This is a genomic window from Streptomyces pseudovenezuelae, assembly GCF_001513955.1.
GTDB lineage: Bacteria > Actinomycetota > Actinomycetes > Streptomycetales > Streptomycetaceae > Streptomyces > Streptomyces pseudovenezuelae.
This window is the reverse complement of the sequence record NZ_KQ948148.1, coordinates 506,617-525,369: the sequence shown is the minus strand read 5'-3', so window position 1 is coordinate 525,369 and position 18,753 is coordinate 506,617. Positions and strand designations below refer to the sequence as shown.

The window sequence follows — 18,753 nt, the reverse complement described above, 5'->3', positions numbered from 1 at the left end:
GCTGCGAACGCTAAGTGATCGTGGCGGAGTGTCGCAGCCGATTGCGAAAGGTGATCGATGCTGGTGGAACGGAAGGTCAGGCGTCCGGGGCATCGGTGGAGTGGACGAGGTCTGCCTCGCCGTTCACCATCGCATCCACTCGATGCGACGAAAGTGGACTGCGCGTCACTCGTCGCCCCCACCCGACGACTCGTACAGCTCGAACCAGATGCTCTTGCCCTCGCCCTGGGGGTCCACCCCCCACGTGTCCGCCAGTAGTTCGATCAGCATGAGGCCGCGGCCGGAGGAGGCCAGTTCGCCGGGGCGGCGTTTGTGGGGGAGGTCGTCGCTGGTGTCGGTCACCTCGATCCGCATCCGGCGTTCGCCCGTCTCGCCGCGGACCTCGGCGAGCAGCAGGGCGTCCGCGTCGGTGTGGACGAGGACGTTGGTCAGCGTCTCGGACAGCAGCAGGACGGCGGAGTCGACCTGGTCGGCGGAGGGCCAGTCGTGCAGGAGTTCGCGGAGCTGCTGGCGGGCCACCGCGACCCGTTCGGGTTCGGCCTGGGCCACCGAGAGCATCGTGCGGCGGACCGTGGGCGGTACGGCGGCCGGGTCGCCGCCCTCTTCCTGCCGGTGCAGGAGCAGGACCGCTATGTCGTCCTCGCGGCGGTCGGCGAGGGGGCCGGTGGTGTGGTGGGAGGAGGGGCCGTGGACGGCCTGGATGAGGGCGTCGGCGAGTTCCTCCAGGTCGCCGTCGTGGCTCTCCAGGATGGTGCGGATGCGCTTCCAGCCGGTCTCGAAGTCGTGGCCGCCGGTCTCGATGAGCCCGTCGGTGCACAGCATCAGCGTCTCGCCGGGCTCCAGGGTGATCCGGGTGGTGGGGTAGTCGGCGTCCGGGTCGATGCCGAGGGGGAGGCCGCCCTGTGTGCGGCGGGCCAGGACCGTGCCGTCGGTCATGCGGATGGCCGGATCGGGATGCCCGGCCCTTGCCACCTCCAGGACGCCGGTCACCGGATCGGCCTCGACGTACAGGCAGGTGGCGAAGCGCATGTCGGAGGGGTCGTCGACGCCGTACGCCATGCCGTTGAGGAAGCGTGAGGCGCGGGAGAGGACCGCGTCGGGGCGGTGGCCCTCGGCGGCGTAGGCGCGCAGGGCGATGCGGAGCTGGCCCATCAGGCCCGCCGCGCGCACGTCGTGGCCCTGGACGTCTCCGATGACCAGGGCGAACCGTCCTTCCCCGGGCTTCGTCCGGGAGGTGCCGCCGGGCAGCGGGATCATGTCGTACCAGTCGCCGCCTACCTGGAGGCCGCCGCCGGTGGGGACGTAGCGGGCGGCGACGGTCATGCCCGGTATCTCGGGGCCCAGGGTGGGGAGCATCGAGCGCTGGAGGCCGTCGGTCAGTTCGCGTTCCGACTCGGCCAGCCCCGCGCGGGAGAGCGCCTGGGCCAGCATGCGTGCCACGGTGGTGAGGACCGATCGCTCGTCGGGGGTGAACGCGACCGGGTAGGCGAAGCCCGCCATCCACGCCCCCATGGTGCGGCCGGCCACGGTCAGGGGCAGGAACGCCCAGGACTGGCGGTCGAAGCGCTGGGCGAGGGGCCAGGTGACCGGGTAGCGGGAGCGGTAGGCCTCGGGGCTGGAGAGGTAGACGGCGCGGCCGGTGCGCACGACCTCGGCGGCGGGGTAGTCCGTCTCCAGGGACATGTGGGAGAAGGGGCTCTCGTCGCCGGGCTGCTGGCCGTGGTGGCCGATGATCGTCAGGCGGTCGCCCTCGACGCCGAAGACGGCCAGGCCGTCGGGGCTGAAGCCGGGCATGGACAGGCCGGCGGCCACGCGCAGTACCTCGGCGGTGGAGCGGGCCTCGGCCAGGGCGCGTCCGGCGTCGAGCAGGAAGGCCTCGCGGGAGCGGCGCCAGTCTCCGGTGACCGCGGTGCGTCCGGCGGGGGTGCCGGGGGTCGGCTCGGTGACCTCCTGGAGGGTGCCGATGAGCCGGAAGGACTTCTTGTCCGCGTCGTAGGACGGCTTGGAGCGGCTGCGCACGGTACGGATCACGTGGCCCCGCTCGTCCATGATCCGGATCCGGACCTCGGCGAGGGTGTCCTCGGCGACGGCGAGTCCGACGACGCTGATGATCTCGTTCCAGTCGACCGGGTGGAGGCGGGCCCGTGCCTGGGCCTCCGTGAGGGTGGCCCGCTCGGCGGGCAGCCCGAGCAGCCGAGCCGCTTCCGCGTCGACGGTGACCAGTTCGGTGGCGGTGTCCCAGTGCCACAGGCCGGTCGCGAGGGCGGTGAGAACCTCCCCCACGGCGGGCAAGGGCTCACCAGTGCGCATTGCCCCACTTTAAGAACAGGAGATCCTGGAGTGCCACTGTTGGCCGAGTCGTAATGGTGGGGAGGCGATCTCGGGGTCCCCGGTAGGCTGGGACCTGTTTCACGTGAAACACCTCCCCGATCCGCGAAGACTGGATGAACGACGATGCATCGGTACAGGTCCCACACCTGCGGCGAGCTCCGCTCCTCTGACGTCGGTACCGACGTCCGACTGAGTGGCTGGCTGCACAATCGGCGCGACCTGGGCGGCATCCTCTTCATCGATCTGCGCGATCACTACGGCATCACGCAGCTGGTCGCCAGGCCGGGCACGCCCGCGTACGAGGCCCTCGACAAGCTGACCAAGGAGTCCACGGTCCGCGTCGACGGCAAGGTCGTCTCCCGGGGCACCGACAACGTCAACGCGGACCTGCCCACCGGTGAGGTCGAGGTCGAGGTCGGCGAGGTCGAGCTGCTCGGCGCGGCCGCCCCGCTGCCGTTCACGATCAACACCGAGGACGGGGTGAACGAGGAGCGGCGCCTGGAGTACCGCTTCCTCGACCTGCGCCGCGAGCGCATGCACAGGAACATCATGCTGCGGTCGTCGGTGATCGCCTCGATCCGCTCGAAGATGGTCGCCCTCGGCTTCAACGAGATGGCGACCCCGATCCTGTCGGCGACCTCGCCCGAGGGCGCCCGTGACTTCGTGGTCCCCTCGCGGCTGAACCCGGGCAAGTTCTACGCCCTCCCGCAGGCGCCGCAGCAGTTCAAGCAGCTGCTGATGATCTCCGGCTTCGACCGCTACTTCCAGATCGCGCCCTGTTTCCGTGACGAGGACGCGCGCGCGGACCGTTCGCCGGGCGAGTTCTACCAGCTCGACGTCGAGATGAGCTTCGTCGAGCAGGAGGACGTCTTCCAGCCGATCGAGAAGCTCATGACGGAGCTGTTCGAGGAGTTCGGCAACGGCCGTCATGTCACCTCGCCGTTCCCGCGGATCCCGTTCCGTGAGGCGATGCTGAAGTACGGCTCCGACAAGCCGGACCTGCGCGCTCAGCTGGAGCTCGTCGACATCACCGATGTCTTCGAGGGCTCGGAGTTCAAGGCGTTCGCCGGCAAGCACGTGCGGGCGCTGGCGGTGCCGGACGTCTCCGGGCAGCCGCGCAAGTTCTTCGACCAGCTCGGTGACTACGCGGTCTCGCAGGGCGCCAAGGGCCTGGCCTGGGTGCGGGTGGCCGAGGACGGTTCGCTCTCCGGCCCGATCGCGAAGTTCCTCACCGAGGAGAACGTCGCGGAGCTGACCAAGCGGCTGTCGCTGGCCGCCGGTCACGCGGTGTTCTTCGGCGCGGGCGAGTTCGACGAGGTCTCGAAGATCATGGGCGCGGTCCGCGTCGAGGCCGCCAAGCGGGCCGGCCACTTCGAGGAGAACGTCTTCCGGTTCTGCTGGATCGTCGACTTCCCGATGTACGAGAAGGACGAGGAGTCCGGCGCGATCGACTTCTCGCACAACCCGTTCTCCATGCCGCAGGGCGGTCTGGAGGCCCTGGAGACCCAGGACCCGCTGGACATCCTGGGCTGGCAGTACGACATCGTCTGCAACGGCGTCGAGCTGTCCTCCGGCGCGATCCGGAACCACGAGCCCGAGATCATGCTGAAGGCCTTCGAGATCGCAGGCTACGACCGGGAGACCGTCGAGGAGAAGTTCGCGGGCATGCTGCGTGCGTTCCGCTTCGGCGCCCCGCCGCACGGCGGCATCGCCCCCGGTGTCGACCGCATCGTCATGCTCCTCGCGGACGAGCCCAACATCCGCGAGACCATCTCCTTCCCGCTCAACGGCAACGCCCAGGACCTGATGATGGGCGCGCCGACGGAGCTGGAGGAGGCCCGGCTGAGGGAGCTGCACCTGTCGGTGCGCAAGCCGCAGCCGAAGTAAGGCCCGCAGACGGGAGGTGGCTCGGAACCGGCGTCGGTTCCGGGCCACTTCGCTGTGTCCGCGCGGCGCCTGGCGCACCGACACGGCTCGTGAGGACGCGGATCCGACGGAACTGAACGAGGCCACAGGAAGCCACAGTCGGCTCCCACACCCATGACAGCCTTCTTACCTAACTTCCCTGTCCATGACAGGAATCCAGCGGGACCATCAGCAGCCGGCCCATGAGCCGAAGCACAAGAAGGACCTGACGCGGCGCAAGGTCGTCGTGGCCGGAGCGGGCGCGGCGGTGGCGGTGGGTGCGGCGGGCACGCTCGCCGCGTCGGGTGCCTTCGCGGGCGAGACGAGCACGACCGCCTCCGCGAGCAGCGGCTCCACGGCGTCGGAGGCCTGCTACAAGCTCACCTCGGAGACCACCGAGGGGCCGTACTACATCGACGCGGACAAGATCCGCCAGGACATCACCGAGGACAAGGAGGGCATCCCCCTCACTCTCCGGCTCAAGGTGATCGACTCCGAGACCTGCAAGCCGATCGCCGACGCCGCCGTGGACATCTGGCACTGCGACGCGCTCGGCATCTACTCGGGCTACGAGGCCTCGTCGACCGGCGGTGGCGGCACCCCTCCGACCGACGCGCCCTCGGGCACGCCGAGCGGCACCCCGACCGGTGAACCGCCGTCGGGCGGGCCGAGCGGTGGCACCGGTGGCGGTGTCCACCAGGACCCCACCGACGACAAGCGCTATCTGCGCGGCACCTGGAAGACCGACAAGCACGGCCAGGTCACCTTCAGGACCGTCTTCCCCGGCTGGTACCAGGGCCGCTGTGTGCACATCCACACGAAGGTGCACGTCAACGGTGAGTGGACGGACGCCGGTTACGAGGGCGGCAACACCTGCCACACCGGCCAGTTCTTCTTCGACGAGGAGTCCGTGCTGGCCTCCGCCGAGGTCGAGCCGTACTCCACCAGCACCACCACCCGCACCACGCTCACCGAGGACACGATCTACGACCAGAGCGGCACCACCGGCGGCCTGCTGAACCTGAAGTACAACAAGAAGCACATCGCCAGGGGTGTCGTCGGTTCGATCACGATGGGCGTCGACCCGGACGCGACGAACGACAACACGACCATGTGACTCCGTGAGAACGGTCGAGGGCGCCCGGGACCGTACGGTCCCGGGCGGGGTTCCACCGCCCCGGGCCCGGTCCGTGCGGCGGTGGGCCGGGCCGCGACGACGGCGTCCTGCGAGGGCGCGGGAAATTTCCGCGCGGGCGGCAACCTCCCCGATTCCTGCGGCTACTTGAGGACGGAAGCGCCTTCACGGGTGCTTCACGCATCACGCATGTCCCACCACCGCTCGTAAGGAATCCCCGTGGCCTCTGCCTCCCACCGCCGGTCCCTCCGCACCCGCCGCACCCTGGTCGTCTCCGCCGCCGTGGCCGCCGCGGGTGTCGGTGCCGGTGTCCTCGTGATGAACGCCAACGCCCAGGCCGTGGACCTGTACCACCAGACGCTCGCCGCGAAGGACGGCTGGGCGTCCTCCGGCACGGGCACGACCGGCGGCACGAAGGCCGACTCCGCGCACACCTTCACCGTCTCCACCCGGGCACAGCTCGTGAAGGCACTGGGGTCCGCGTCCGACACCACCCCCCGCATCATCAAGGTCAAGGGCACGATCGACGCCAACACCGACGACGCCGGCAAGAAGCTGACCTGCGCGAACTACGCGTCCGGTACGGGCTACTCGCTCGCCTCCTACCTGAAGGCGTTCGACCCGGCGACCTACGGCCGCTCGAAGCTGCCGTCGGGCACACAGGAGACCGCGCGGGCCGCCGCGCAGAAGAAGCAGGCCACGAACATCGTCTTCAAGGTGCCCGCGAACACCACGATCGTGGGGGAGCCGGGTACGAAGGCCGGCATCTCCGGGGGCATGCTCCAGATCCAGAACGTGGACAACGTGATCGTCCGCAATCTCACCTTCGCGGCCACCGAGGACTGCTTCCCGCAGTGGGACCCGACCGACGGCGACGACGGCAACTGGAACTCGAACTACGACTCGGTGACCCTGCGCGGCGCCACCCACGTCTGGGCCGACCACAACACGTTCACGGACGCGCCGCACCTGGACTCCGCCAACCCGAAGTACTACGGCCGTGAGTACCAGATCCACGACGGGTCGCTGGACATCACCAAGAGCTCGGACCTGGTGACCGTCTCCCGCAACCAGTTCACCCAGCACGACAAGACGATGCTGATCGGCAGCAGCGACAGCGAGCCGAGCGGCAAGCTGCGGGTCTCGATCCACCACAACGTGTGGAAGGGCATCGTCCAGCGCGCACCGCTCGCCCGCGTCGGCCAGGTCCACATCTACAACAACCTCTACGACGTCACGCCCCTGAACGGCTACGCGGTGCAGTACAGCATCAACTCCCGCGCCAAGGCCCAGGTCGTCGCCGCGAACAACTACTGGACGGTCCCGTCGGGCGGGAAGGTCTCCAAGCTGCTGTCCGGCGACGGCACGGGCGCGATCGCGGGCTCCGGCAACCTGGTCAACGGCACGACGACCGACCTGGTGGCCGCCTACAACGCCGCCTCCTCGAAGGACCTCAAGACGACGGTGAACTGGACGCCGACCCTGACGGCGGGCCTGGAGACCTCGGCCGCCGCGGTGAAGAACCTGCCCACGGCCCTGGCCACGACGACCGGCGCGGGCGTGCTCAAGTAGCACAGCAGACGCGCGAGGGCCGGGTGACCACGAGCTCCCGGCCCTCGCGTATCCACACCGCACCGCTCAGGTGTCGTAGGTCCCGTCCCAGGGTTCCGCGAAGGCGAGGCGGTCCGGATAGAGCTCCGCCCACTGCTCGCCCTCGTCCTCCCGGATCACCAGGCCGAAGCGGACGCCCTCGTGGGTGACGCTGAACGGGCGGATCGCGATGTCGGTGTACGAGCGGCGGGGCAGGCTGCGGAGCAGCGTCGCGCGGTGCACCTGGGCGCGGGTCAGCGGGGAGGCGTCGCCGCCGGGGTCGCGCTGCTGCTCCGCCCAGGTCCCGGCGCACCAGATGTCCGAGTCGCGGTAATTGCCCTCGGTGTCGAAGGTGTGCAGGACCGCATACAGGCGTTTCTGATCTTCCCAGCCCTCCTCGAGGCGGAATCCCTCAGGGAAGGCATATGTGATCGACGCCAGGAACTGACCCTCCGCATACCGCCCGATCGTCTCGGTGCGGTGCTTCGGCTCGTACGCGACAGGAATGACCCCGGGCACTGCCATGGCGCAAACCATACGGCTTGGCGCGGACACGGCGATGCCCGGGTCGGTATCCGGACTGCCCGGCGACGGTTTCCGGACTACTCCGGGGAGCCGCCGAAGCGCTCCTTGTACGTCTCCAGGTCCTCGTCCGTCAGCTTCGCGAAGAGGACCGGGGGGACGGTGAAGGCGATGCCGGGGGTGAGAGCGGTGAGCGTGCGGGCCTCGTCGGCCGTGACCCAGGTCGCCGTGTCGTCGGCCAGGCCGAACGCCGCCCGCATGGTCTTCGCCGTCGCCGGGATGAAGGGCTCGGAGACCACCGCGTACAGGTGGATCAGGTTCATCGCGGTGCGCAGGGTCAGCGCCGCGCCGTCCTTGTCGGTCTTGATCTCCAGCCAGGGGGCCTTCTCCTCCAGGTAGGAGTTGCCCGCCGACCACAGGGCGCGCAGCGCGGCCGCCGCCTTGCGGAACTGCAGCGCCTCCAGCTGGGACTCGTACTCGGCGAGGAGACGGGCGATCTCCTCGCCCAGCCTCGTCTCGGCCTCGCCCGGCTCGCCGCCCGCCGGGACCTCCTCGCCGAAGCGCTTCTTGGAGAAGGACAGGACGCGGTTGACGAAGTTGCCGAGGGTGTCGGCCAGGTCCTTGTTCACCGTCGCCGTGAAGTGCTCCCAGGTGAAGGACGAGTCGTCCGACTCCGGGGCGTTGGCGATCAGGAAGTAGCGCCAGTAGTCGGCGGGCAGGATGTCCAGCGCCTGGTCGGTGAAGACACCGCGCTTCTGGCTGGTGGAGAACTTCCCGCCGTAGTACGTCAGCCAGTTGAAGGCCTTGACGTAGTCGACCTTCTTCCACGGCTCGCGCACGCCCAGCTCGGTGGCCGGGAACATCACCGTGTGGAACGGGACGTTGTCCTTCGCCATGAACTCGGTGTAGCGGACGGTGGTGTCCACGTCGTACCACCAGGACTTCCAGTCCCGGTTCTCCGGGTCCAGGTCCGCCCACTCCTTCGTCGCGCCGATGTACTCGATCGGGGCGTCGAACCAGACGTAGAAGACCTTGCCCTCCGCCGCCAGCTCCGGCCAGGTGTCGGACGGGACCGGCACGCCCCAGTCCAGGTCACGGGTGATCGCGCGGTCGTGCAGGCCCTCGGTCAGCCACTTGCGGGCGATGGAGGAGGCCAGCTGCGGCCAGTCGGCCTCGTGCCGGGAGACCCACTCCTCGACCTCGTGCTGGAGCTTGGACTGCAGCAGGAAGAGGTGCTTGGTCTCGCGGACCTCCAGGTCGGTGGAGCCGGAGATCGCCGAGCGCGGGTTGATCAGGTCGGTGGGGTCCAGGACGCGCGTGCAGTTCTCGCACTGGTCGCCGCGGGCCTTGTCGTAGCCGCAGTGGGGGCAGGTGCCCTCGACATAGCGGTCCGGGAGGAAGCGGCCGTCGGTGGGGCTGTACACCTGGCGGATCGCCCGCTCCTCGATGAAGCCGTTCTCGTTGAGGCGGCGGGCGAAGTGCTGGGTGATCTCGACGTTCTGCTCGCTGGAGCTGCGGCCGAAGTAGTCGAAGGCCAGCGCGAAGCCGTCGTAGACCGCCTTCTGCGCGTCGTGCGCCTGTGCGCAGAAGTCCGCGACCGGGATGCCCTGCTCCTTCGCGGCCAGCTCGGCCGGGGTGCCGTGCTCGTCGGTCGCGCAGATGTAGAGGACGTCGTGGCCGCGCTGGCGCAGGTAGCGGGAGTAGACGTCCGCCGGGAGCATGGACCCCACCATGTTGCCCAGGTGCTTGATCCCGTTGATGTACGGAAGGGCGCTGGTGATGAGGTGTCGAGCCATCGGGGGCTGCTCCCAGGTTGGTCGTGCGGGTGAGTCGCTTCGCGAGTCTTGAAATCGTATCCGACATGGGTGGGCCGCCCGCTTCCCGTTTTACGGGGTGGGAAGCGGGCGGCCCGGTGGTGCGGGGTGGTGACCTTCGGGGGTTACGGGCGCCAGTTCGCCAGGATGCCCTCGTAGATCTCCGCGTCCGTGAGTTCCTTCGGGGTCTCGCCCGCGAGGAAGTGGGACGTGTTGGTGAGCTTCAGCTTGCGGAGGTAGTCGAAGGCCTTGTTCTCCGGGTCACCGAAGGCGACGAAGGAGAAGAAGACGCCGGGGTGGGTCTTCGCGGCCTCCGTGAGGGCCTGGGTGGCGGGGGTCTTCGCGTCCGGGGCGCCGTCGGTCTGGAAGACGACCAGGGCGGGGGTGTCGGGGGACTCCTTGGTGTGGTGCGCGAGGACTTCCTCGACGGCCGCGTGGTAGCTGGTACGGCCCATGCGGCCGAGGCCGGCGTGCAGCTCGTCGATCTTGTTCTCGTGCTCGGTGAGGGTGAGCTCGCCGGTGCCGTCGAGTTCGGTGGAGAAGAAGACGACGTGGACCTTCGACTCGGGGTCCAGGTGGGCGGCGAGGGCGAGGGTCTGCTCGCCGAGGGCCTGTGCGGAGCCGTCCTTGTAGTACGGGCGCATGCTCGCGGAGCGGTCCAGGACGAGGTAGGTCCTCGCGGTGGTGCCGGTGAGGTGGTGGGTTTCGAGGGTGGTGGCGGCGGCGGCGTAGGCCGTGCGGAGGGTGTCGGGGACGGTCATCGACCGGCCTTCGGCCGGGTCGTCGTTCCCACCCGCACCACCCGTACCGCTTTCGTCGTCGACTGCGGGTGGCCCCTGTGGGGCGTCCTCGCCGTCGGCGACCGCGACGACCGGCTCGGCCTCGTCGGTCGGCTCCGGCTCCGGGGCGACCTCGACCTCGGGCTCGGGTTCCACAGCCTCGGCAACCGGCTCGGGCTCAGGCTCCGGCTCCGCTGCGACCTCAGCCGTCGGCGCCTTCTCGTCCTCCGCCGTCACGGGGGTCGGCGCCTCTACGGCCGTTTCCTCCGCCACCGGGGTCTCGGCGACCGGCTCCTCGGCCTGCGTTTCCGCCACCGCCGTCGGTTCTGGCGTCGCTTCTTCCGCCGCAGCCGGGGCTTCGGCGACCGGCTCCTCGGCGACCACCGGCTCCGCGACCGGCGTCGGCTCCTCCGCCACCGGAGTTTCGGCAGCAGGCTCCTCGGCGATCACCGGCTCCGCGACCGGCGTCTCCGCGGCTGTTTCCTCCGCTACCGGGGTCTCAGGTGCCGGCTTCTCGTTCGGTGTCGTGGGTTCCGGGGTTTCCGCCGGAGGTGTCTGCTTCGGGACCGCGACCTTGTCGAAGGCGGCCGCGACCAGTTCGTGTTCGGAATCGGTGAGGTCGGTGGACGTGCGGGGCTCGGGGACCGTCGCCGCCGCGGGGGCCGGCTCGGGCGCCGGAGAGGGGAGCTTCGGTTCCGTCTCCTGCGAAGGAGTCGTCTCCGCACCCTCTGCCTCGGTGGCAGCGCCCTTGCGTGATCGGCCGCCGAACGCGTTCCGCAGGAGAGTGAGAATGCCCATGTGCGCAACCCTTCGCATGAGTTGTAGCCCGTCAATCCCTGGCCAGGACGGACACGTAAGGTTAGCGGCCCCGGATCGCGATCTTGGGCAGGGGCAGGTGGCCGGGGCCCCGGGCGTCAAGACCTACTTCCGGACTTCACTCGCGCGGGACGTCAACTGCGCTCCGGACACCCCGCGTTCATCCCCCGTTCAGCGCCCCGCCCCGCTCTCGCACGGACGTGCACCTAGCGTCCGTCAAGCGAGCTTCAAGGGGAAGCAAGGGGAGAGCAAAAGTGCGTGTACAGCTGCCGTTGATCAACGCCGTCCATGGACGGTCCGCCCTGACCTGCCGTTTCCGGTGCGGGGACGCCTGTTTCCACCCGGCGCCCAACACCTCCGCCAACCCGTACGTCGGCGATGTCATCGCCACCGCGCTCAGCCGCCGTTCGGTGATGCGTGCCGCCGCGGTCGTGACCGTCGCCGCCGCGGCCGGCACCGCGGGCACCGTCGTCAAGGCTCCCTCGGCCCAGGCCGCCCCGCAGGCCCCGGCCGGGCGGAAGCCGCAGGGCAAGGCCGCCCGTGGACTCCGGTTCACCCCCGTCGCGCCCAACACCGCCGACACCGTGACCGTCCCGGCCGGATACGCCCAGAACGTCGTCGTCCGCTGGGGCGAGCCCATCCTGCGCGGCGCCCCCGCCTTCGACCCGGAGAAGCAGACCGCCGCCGCCCAGGCCGGCCAGTTCGGGTACAACAACGACTTCCTCGCGCTGCTGCCGCTTCCCGGCGAGCGCGGCCGACAGGTGCTCGTCGCCAACCACGAGTACACCGACGAGGTCCTGATGTTCCGCGGCTACGACGCCGCCGCCCCCACCCGCGAGCAGGTCGAGATCGCCTGGGCCGCGCACGGGCTGTCCGCCGTCGTCGTGGAGGAGAACAAGAAGAACGGCGCGCTCACCGTCGTACCCCGGCACCACCTGAACCGGCGCGTCACCGCCACCACCGAGTTCCGGCTGACCGGTCCCGCCGCCGGGTCCGCCCTGCTGAAGACCTCCGCGGACCCGACCGGCCGCACGGTCCTCGGCACGCTCAACAACTGCTCCGGCGGCACGACCCCCTGGGGCACCACCCTGCACGGCGAGGAGAACTTCAACCAGTACTTCGCGAACGCGAGCCGGGCGACGGACAAGCGGTACGGGATCGGGACGGGCGCGAGCGAGCGCAAGTGGGAGCGGTTCGACAAGCGGTTCGACGTCGCCCAGGAGCCCAACGAAGTCCACCGCTTCGGGTACGTCGTCGAGCTCGACCCGTACGACCCCTCCTCCGCGCCGCGCAAGCACACCGCGCTCGGCCGGTTCAAGCACGAGGGCGCGACCGTGCGGCTCACGCACGACGGGCGGCCGGTCGTGTACTCCGGGGACGACGAGCGGTTCGACTACTTCTACAAGTTCGTCGGCAGCAAGCGGATGAAGCACGGCAGCGGCCGGGCCGTGCGGGAGCACAACCTCTCGCTGCTCGACGAGGGGACGCTGTACGTCGCCCGCCTCACCGGTGACTCCCCCGCCATCGAGATCGACGGGACCGGGAAGCTGCCCGCCGACGGGGAGTTCGACGGCAGCGGGGAGTGGATCCCGCTGGCCACCGCCACGGCGAGGGGTGCCGTCTCGCACGTCGAGGGCATGAGCGCCGACGAGGTGTTCGTCTTCACGCGGCTCGCCGGCGACAAGGTCGGGGCGACCAAGATGGACCGCCCCGAGGACATCGAGCCCAACCCGCGCACCGGCAAGGTGTACGTGGCCCTGACGAACAACACCAACCGCGGGGTCGGCGCCAACGCCCCCGCCGACGAGGCCAACCCACGCAACGCCAACAAGCACGGGCACATCCTGGAGCTCACCGAGCGCTGGAACCGGGCCGACAGCACGACGTTCGCCTGGACGCTGTTCCTCGTCGCCGGGGACCCGGAGGATCCGGCCACCTACTTCGCGGGCTTCCCGAAGGACGAGGTCAGTCCGATCTCCTGCCCGGACAACGTGGCCTTCGATCCGCACGGGAACCTGTGGATCTCCACGGACGGCAATCAGCTCGGCTCCCACGACGGCCTGTTCGGTGTCGCGACCAGGGGCGAGCGGCGGGGCGAGCTCAAGCAGTTCCTGACCGTGCCGACCGGCGCCGAGACCTGTGGTCCGCTGGTGCAGGACCGGCGCGTGCTGGTCGCCGTGCAGCACCCGGGGGAGATCAGCGGGGCGACGGTGGAGAAGCCGGCGAGCACCTGGCCCGACGGGCCCGGGAAGATCGTGCGGCCGGCCGTCGTGGCCGTGTGGCGCAGGGACGGCGACGACATCGGGGTCTGAGCCCGGCGACGGCACGACCCGTTCAGGGAATGGCCGGAACCGCCGGTCGCCTCTCCCGGCGGCCGTCCTCTTCCAGCCATTCCCGGTACGCGGGCGCCTGCCGCGCGCTCTCCCAGTACGCCTCCTCCAACGCGGGACGGACCCCGTCCAGGTCCGTCCCGGTGCGGGCCGCGAGGAGGAGTCGTACCCCGAGCGGGTCGCCGTGCAGGCGTCGTACCGCCATGTCGGGGCGGGGCACCCGGGTCGGCTGGCAGACGGTGACGACCTCGCCGGTGGCCACCAGGGCGTCCGCCGTGTGGTAATCGCCGTGCAGGACCGCGGGGTTGACGCCGGCCGCGCGGAACATGCGCTGCACGGCGTCCCATTCGCCGTCGACCGTGGGATCGATCATCCAGCGGTCGTGGGCCAGGTCGGCCAGCGTGACCACGGGTTTCGCGGTCGCCGGATGGTCCGCGGGCAAGGACACGAACTGCGGCTCGCGCTCCACCAGCACCCGCACGCACAGCTCCCGCGGGATGCGCAGCGGGCAGCCCTCCACCTCGTGCACGAACGCCACGTCGAGCTGGCCGTCGGCGACCATGCGCAGCAGGGCGTTGGGGGAGACGTTCATGTGGAGGGTGGGGTCCTGGCCGCGGGCGCGCAGCCGGCGCAGCCAGCCCGACAGGGCCCGGCTCGCGGTGGAGCCGACCCGCAGCTGCGGTCCGCCCGTCGCCGCCGCGCGGGCGTCGGCCACCAGGGAGCGCATCTCGGCCAGCAGGGGGCGGGCGCGGCTGAGGACCAGCCGGCCCAGCGGGGTGGGGCGGCAGCCCGATCTCGCGCGCACGAACAGCGCGCCGCCCAGGGCCTGTTCGATCCGGCGCAGCTGGGTACTCAGCGACGGCTGGGCGACGCCGAGCTGGCGGGCGGCCCGGTGCAGGCTGCCGGTCTCGGCTATGGCCACCACCGCGCGGAGGTGTCTCACCTCAAGGTCCATGCGATCGGAGCGTAAGGCGGGGGCGGGGGTTGCACCAGGGGTGTCCCACACCGTGGTAGGGCCGCGCTATCACCGGTTGGCATCATCACAGCCGCCGCACAGGCACCGACACTCACATCGACGACTCACCCCCACCCCTGGAGTCCTCGATGCGCAAGCACACCTGTGCCCTCACCGCGACAGCGGCCGCCCTCGGTCTGGCAACGGCCGCTCTGGTCACGGCGGTTCCCGCCACCGCGGCCCCGGCCCCCGCACCCCGGGCCGGTTACACCGCGACCACGACGACGGACACCAGCGAGGCCTTCTTCCAGGCCGTCCTCGCGTCCGTGGCCGAGAAGCGGGCCGCGAACCCGGACAGCGCCGCGGCCGTCACCGTGGTCTACGACGCCTCCCGGGCGCCGACGTTCAGCGCCCAGATAAGCCGCAGCGCCCAGATATGGAACAGCGCGGTCTCCAACGTCAGACTCCAGTCGGGGTCGGCGGCGAGCGCCGACTTCTCCTACCGCGAGGGCAACGACTCGCGCGGTTCGTACGCCTCGACCGACGGCCACGGCAGCGGCTACGTCTTCCTGGACTACCGGCAGAACCAGCAGTACGACTCGACCCGTGTCACCGCCCATGAGACCGGCCATGTGCTCGGTCTGCCCGACCACTACTCCGGTCCGTGCAGCGAGCTGATGTCGGGCGGCGGCCCCGGCACGTCCTGCACCAACTCCGTCCCGAACTCCGCCGAGCGCAGCCGGGTCAACCAGCTGTGGGCCAACGGCCTGGCCGCGGCCATGGACAAGGCCCTGCACAAGTCCGACCGCTGACCGCCACCCCCCACCCCGGTGCGGGCCGCCCACCACGAGAGGGCGGCCCGCACCGGCATGCGGTCGGTCAGCGCGGTGAGGTGATCGCCCGCGCCGCCGCCACCTCCTGGCGCACCGGCTCCAGCACACTGCCCGCGGGCCCGGTGAGGTCGGTGCGGACCTCGTAGAGGGTCTCCGCCTCGCGCAGCCCCTCCGCCAACTCGCTCAGCTGCAGGGCCACCTGGCTCACCTCGGCGGGTGACGGGGGCTGGGCTCCGTGCCGTACGCGGACGCGGGCCGCGGTCGTCGCGTCCACGATGCGTTCCACCGCGACGACCAGCGGCCACCAGGCCGCGGCCCGGCGTCCGGTGGGCGGCGGTTCCGTCAACGCGCGCTGGAACTCGGTACGGATGACCGAGAGGTCGCGGTAGAGGCGGCGGCGCATCCGGGCGCGGGCCGAGGGTTCCGTGCTGTCGAGGAAGGCCGACTCCACATAGGCCGCCGTGTCCGCCACCGCGTCCGCCAGCCGGTCGCCGACCCGCGTGTGCCAGCTCTCCGGCCACAGCAGATAGCCCGCGACCAGGGCGATCGCGCAGCCCATCAGGGAGTCCAGCAGGCGGGGCATCAGCAGGGCCGTGCCCTGGTGGTTGAGGACGTCCGACAGGAGCAGGATCACCGGGGTGATCGCGGCCGTCTGGTAGCCGTACCCCCGCGGGGTGAGCGCCGGAATCAGCGGGGCCAGCACCAGCATCGCTGCCACGTCCCACCATCCGCGCGGCACCTGGGAGAGCACCGCCGCCGCGACCACGAGTCCGGCCACCGTGCCCAGTGCCCGCAGCAGGGCCCGCGAGAACACCGAACCGAAGTCCGGCTTCAGCACGAAGGTGATCGTCAGGGCTACCCAGTAGGAGCGGGGCACGGGGACGATCGAGACCAGGGCCTGGGCCAGCCCGATGCACAACGCCAGCCGCAGGCCGTACCGCCAGGACGCCGCCGACAGGACCACGTTGCGCGCCGCGCCGGCGGCCCGGACGCCGAGCGCGGCCGGGCGGCCCAGACGGTCGTCGATGCCGCGGGGGTCGACGTCCGGTACGGCGACGACCTCCGCCGCGTGCCGCAGGGCGTGGTCGACGGCGCGGGCGGTCTCCGAGACCGGGACCGGCAGACTCAGCCCGGTCGGTCCGGTGTAGCCCGTCTCCACCGCCTGGGCGAGATGGCGGACCGCTGCCGGGATCTCCGGCGCCAGCGGCCTGCCGGACAGGTGGGCCGCCGGGGCCGCCTCCACCACTGGGGTGATCGCGTTCAACTGGGCCAGCAGCCGGGTCAGTTCGGGGCTGCGGCCGTGGTGGCGGGCGCGCCGGGCGAGGACCAGGTCGTAGGACTGGTTCAGGGACTGGGTGACGGCGTGCCGTGCCTCGTCGTACTCCTCGCGGCCGCAGGCGGCCATCAGGCCGGCCACCGCCCGGTAGGTGCCCGCGACCGCCGCCCGCTCCGGCACCCCGGACCTGAGCGGCCAGGCGAGCAGGGCCAGCAGCAGGACGAGCAGGCCGCCGCCGGTCATCAGCAGCGGGGCGAGCCACCAGGGGCCCGGCATCGCTAGGCCCGCGCCGACCACGGAGTTCAGCAGCAGGAGCAGTCCCGAGACCGAGGCGACCGCGCCGATCGTCGAGATCATCCCGGAGACGAGGGCGACGCCGGTGACCACCCAGACGGCGAGCCATCCCTGGCCGTACACCAGTGAACCGAGGGTGACGCCGACCGCACCGAACAGCTGGGGGATCGCGATGTTGAGGATCCGCATCCGGTAGGCGTCCGCGGTGTCGCCGATGACCCCGGACAGGGCGCCCATGGAGGCGAGGGCGCCGTAGGCGGCCTGGTCGACCGCGAGGCCGGTCGCCAGGGGGATGGCCATCGCGATGGCCGCGCGGGCCATGGCGGGCCGGTTGACGGGTGACGGTTGCGGTTGGAGGTTCCGGACCAGCCAGTCGGGCGGGGTGAGGCCGATGCGGGACATGGGGACATTATGAACAGCCGGCTCACGCGCTCCCGTGCAGAGTGATGTCCACCAGCAGGGCACGGTGGTCGGTGTCCGCCAGGTCCAGGAAGCGGGCCCTGCCGGCGGAGAACTCCGCCGACACCAGCACGTGGTCGATCTGCGCGCCGATCGCCGGGGCGGTGCGGGCCGGCCAGGTCGGGGTGCGGCCGGATCCCGCGAGGCGGGCCGCGTCGCGCAGTCCGGTGTCGAGGATCGCGCGGAAGGCCGCGTGGTCCTGGGAGGCGTTGAAGTCGCCGGCCAGGACGGTCGGGGCCGCGGTGCCCGCGGCGAAGTCCCGCACCTCCCCCAACTCCCGCCGCCACACGTCGAGTTGTCCCGGCAGCGGAGGCATCGGATGCGCCAGCTGCAGCCGTACGGCGTGACCGCGCACGTCGGCGACCGCGCCGGGCATGCCCATGGTGCCCCGGATCCCGGCGGCGGGCCTCAGGGGGAAGCGGCTGAGGACGACGGACCCCGTCGAGCCGGCGCCCTCCACGGACCGCCGGTACGGATAGTCCTCGGACAGCGTCCGGCGCAGGGTGTCCGAGCAGCCGTACTCGCACTCCTCCACGAACACGAGGTCCGGCCTCTCCGCGCGGACGGCGGTGACGAGGGCGTCGGTGGCCCGGCCGAACTCGACGTTCGAGGTCATGACGCGCAAGGAGGCGAGCACCCGGCCGTCCGGCTCGCCGCCGCGCCCGTACGGGGCGATGAACCACGCCAGCAGTGCGAGGATCACGACCGCCCAGACCGTCCCGGGCCACCAGCGGGTCAGCAGCGCGAGGGCCAGGCCCGCTCCGGCGGGCGCGAGCAGCCAGGGGAGGAAGGCGAGGAGCTGGGGGACGGGGGTGACGCCGTCCGTGTCGGCGAGCCGGCACCCCAGGACCACGCTCACGGTGGCGAAGAGCAGGGCGGCGGTCCAGGTACCGAGTCTTCGGCGGGTCACCGTCCCGAGCCTACGAGCGGGCGTCGACCCGCGCCAGGAACTCCCCGAGCACGGAGTTGAACTCCTCGGCCCGTTCCAGGTTCGGCAGGTGCGCCGCCCCCTCGAAGACGTGCAGCCGCGACTGCGGGAGCGCCGCGTGCATGGCCTCGGCGTCGGCAACCGGCGTGTAGGTGTCGTCGGCGCCCACCAGGACCAGCGCCGGGACCGTGACCCGGGTGAGCAGGTCGCGGTAGTCGGGGCGGGCGGCGCGGGCGCGCAGGGCGGCCGCCGCGGACACGGGACGGGTGGCCGTCATCATGCCGTGGACGTGCGCCTTGACCTCGGGGGAGGCGTACGGGGCGACCATCTTCTCCAGCACCTCGTCGGCGTACCCGCGCATCCCCTCGCGCTCCAGCCGGTCCGCCATGGCGTGCCGGACCCGCACGCCCTCGGGGGTCTCCGCGGCCGGGAAGGTGTCGGCGAGGACGAGGCCCCGGATCCGCCCGGGGAAGCGCCGGTAGCAGTCCATGGCGATCTGGCCGCCCATGGACAGGCCCGCCAGTACGCAGGCCCGCACGTCGAGTTCGTCCAGCAGGGCCTCGATGTCCTGCGCGAACCGCTCGAAGCGGTCGACCTCGGCGTCCGGTACCGAGGCGCCGTAACCGCGCAGGTCCGGGGCGACCACGCGGCGGGAGGCGGCGAACGCCTCGGTCTGCGGGCGCCACATCGTGTGGTCGAAGGGGTGGCCGTGCACCAGTACCAGGGGGATCGCCGTCATGCCGCCGACCCTAGGTTCGCCGAACTTCTCGGTGCAATAAAATCTTT

At 71.1% G+C, this 18,753-nt stretch carries 13 protein-coding genes; 5 read left to right on the top strand and 8 right to left on the bottom strand.

Annotated features, from left to right (window positions below):
• Window positions 1-165: 165 nt before the first annotated feature.
• Window positions 166-2,310, bottom strand: coding sequence for a SpoIIE family protein phosphatase (locus AQI94_RS22755; RefSeq protein ID WP_031037959.1), 2,145 nt, complete (start codon window positions 2,308-2,310; stop codon window positions 166-168).
• A gap of 144 nt (window positions 2,311-2,454) precedes the next feature.
• Between AQI94_RS22755 and aspS the strand changes: the two genes are divergently transcribed.
• From aspS to AQI94_RS22740, 3 genes are all read left to right on the top strand, one after another.
• Window positions 2,455-4,218: an aspartate--tRNA ligase gene (aspS, locus tag AQI94_RS22750; protein WP_031037957.1), complete on the top strand. Its 1,764-nt coding sequence runs from the start codon at window positions 2,455-2,457 to the stop codon at window positions 4,216-4,218.
• Between the two features lie 184 nt (window positions 4,219-4,402).
• Entirely contained in the window at window positions 4,403-5,353 is a 951-nt protein-coding gene (locus tag AQI94_RS22745; protein WP_031037954.1) for an intradiol ring-cleavage dioxygenase, read from the top strand.
• A gap of 237 nt (window positions 5,354-5,590) precedes the next feature.
• Window positions 5,591-6,943: a pectate lyase family protein gene (locus AQI94_RS22740; protein WP_031037951.1), complete on the top strand. Its 1,353-nt coding sequence runs from the start codon at window positions 5,591-5,593 to the stop codon at window positions 6,941-6,943.
• A 66-nt stretch (window positions 6,944-7,009) separates the two neighbouring features.
• Here the strand turns inward: AQI94_RS22740 and AQI94_RS22735 are convergent, their stop codons facing one another.
• The 3 genes from AQI94_RS22735 to AQI94_RS22725 form a co-directional block, all read right to left on the bottom strand.
• The gene (locus tag AQI94_RS22735; protein WP_031037947.1) at window positions 7,010-7,486 is read right to left on the bottom strand and encodes a hypothetical protein; all 477 of its coding nucleotides are present in this window, start codon (window positions 7,484-7,486) and stop codon (window positions 7,010-7,012) included.
• A gap of 77 nt (window positions 7,487-7,563) precedes the next feature.
• Window positions 7,564-9,279, bottom strand: coding sequence for a methionine--tRNA ligase (gene metG / locus AQI94_RS22730; RefSeq protein WP_031037943.1), 1,716 nt, complete (start codon window positions 9,277-9,279; stop codon window positions 7,564-7,566).
• 143 nt (window positions 9,280-9,422) lie between these two features.
• The gene (locus AQI94_RS22725) at window positions 9,423-10,874 is read right to left on the bottom strand and encodes a VWA domain-containing protein (RefSeq protein ID WP_031037940.1); all 1,452 of its coding nucleotides are present in this window, start codon (window positions 10,872-10,874) and stop codon (window positions 9,423-9,425) included.
• A 272-nt stretch (window positions 10,875-11,146) separates the two neighbouring features.
• Here AQI94_RS22725 and AQI94_RS22720 point away from each other — a divergent pair, with 272 nt between their 5' ends.
• On the top strand, window positions 11,147-13,204 hold the full coding sequence (locus AQI94_RS22720; protein ID WP_031037938.1) for a PhoX family protein: 2,058 nt from the start codon (window positions 11,147-11,149) through the stop codon (window positions 13,202-13,204).
• Between the two features lie 22 nt (window positions 13,205-13,226).
• Here the strand turns inward: AQI94_RS22720 and AQI94_RS22715 are convergent, their stop codons facing one another.
• On the bottom strand, window positions 13,227-14,177 hold the full coding sequence (locus AQI94_RS22715) for a LysR family transcriptional regulator (RefSeq protein WP_062229904.1): 951 nt from the start codon (window positions 14,175-14,177) through the stop codon (window positions 13,227-13,229).
• A 149-nt stretch (window positions 14,178-14,326) separates the two neighbouring features.
• Here AQI94_RS22715 and snpA point away from each other — a divergent pair, with 149 nt between their 5' ends.
• Window positions 14,327-14,989 carry a snapalysin gene (gene snpA, locus AQI94_RS22710; protein ID WP_031051521.1) on the top strand — a complete coding sequence of 221 codons (663 nt, stop codon included), beginning with the start codon at window positions 14,327-14,329 and terminating at the stop codon, window positions 14,987-14,989.
• Window positions 14,990-15,056: 67 nt separating this feature from the next.
• Here snpA and AQI94_RS22705 read toward each other — a convergent pair whose 3' ends face one another.
• Genes AQI94_RS22705 through AQI94_RS22695 form a run of 3 tightly spaced genes read right to left on the bottom strand, consistent with a single transcriptional unit; the run spans window position 15,057 to window position 18,706 of the window.
• Window positions 15,057-16,982, bottom strand: a complete 1,926-nt coding sequence (locus AQI94_RS22705; protein ID WP_031051520.1) for an FUSC family protein — start codon at window positions 16,980-16,982, stop codon at window positions 15,057-15,059.
• 22 nt (window positions 16,983-17,004) lie between these two features.
• Window positions 17,005-17,949 (bottom strand): endonuclease/exonuclease/phosphatase family protein, encoded by a 945-nt coding sequence (locus AQI94_RS22700; protein WP_031051519.1) that lies wholly within the window; start codon window positions 17,947-17,949, stop codon window positions 17,005-17,007.
• A 10-nt stretch (window positions 17,950-17,959) separates the two neighbouring features.
• Window positions 17,960-18,706, bottom strand: coding sequence for an alpha/beta fold hydrolase (locus AQI94_RS22695; protein WP_031051518.1), 747 nt, complete (start codon window positions 18,704-18,706; stop codon window positions 17,960-17,962).
• Window positions 18,707-18,753: the final 47 nt, after the last annotated feature.

Excerpts from the sequence above, each read along its gene's own strand:
- AQI94_RS22755 (WP_031037959.1), bottom strand. The coding sequence starts at position 2,310 with ATGCGCACTGGTGAGCCCTTGCCCGCCGTGGGGGAGGTTCTCACCGCC.
- aspS (WP_031037957.1), top strand. The coding sequence starts at position 2,455 with ATGCATCGGTACAGGTCCCACACCTGCGGCGAGCTCCGCTCCTCTGAC.
- AQI94_RS22745 (WP_031037954.1), top strand. The coding sequence starts at position 4,403 with ATGACAGGAATCCAGCGGGACCATCAGCAGCCGGCCCATGAGCCGAAG.
- AQI94_RS22735 (WP_031037947.1), bottom strand. The coding sequence starts at position 7,486 with ATGGCAGTGCCCGGGGTCATTCCTGTCGCGTACGAGCCGAAGCACCGC.
- metG (WP_031037943.1), bottom strand. The coding sequence starts at position 9,279 with ATGGCTCGACACCTCATCACCAGCGCCCTTCCGTACATCAACGGGATC.
- AQI94_RS22725 (WP_031037940.1), bottom strand. The coding sequence starts at position 10,874 with ATGGGCATTCTCACTCTCCTGCGGAACGCGTTCGGCGGCCGATCACGC.
- AQI94_RS22715 (WP_062229904.1), bottom strand. The coding sequence starts at position 14,177 with ATGGACCTTGAGGTGAGACACCTCCGCGCGGTGGTGGCCATAGCCGAG.
- snpA (WP_031051521.1), top strand. The coding sequence starts at position 14,327 with ATGCGCAAGCACACCTGTGCCCTCACCGCGACAGCGGCCGCCCTCGGT.
- AQI94_RS22705 (WP_031051520.1), bottom strand. The coding sequence starts at position 16,982 with ATGTCCCGCATCGGCCTCACCCCGCCCGACTGGCTGGTCCGGAACCTC.
- AQI94_RS22695 (WP_031051518.1), bottom strand. The coding sequence starts at position 18,706 with ATGACGGCGATCCCCCTGGTACTGGTGCACGGCCACCCCTTCGACCAC.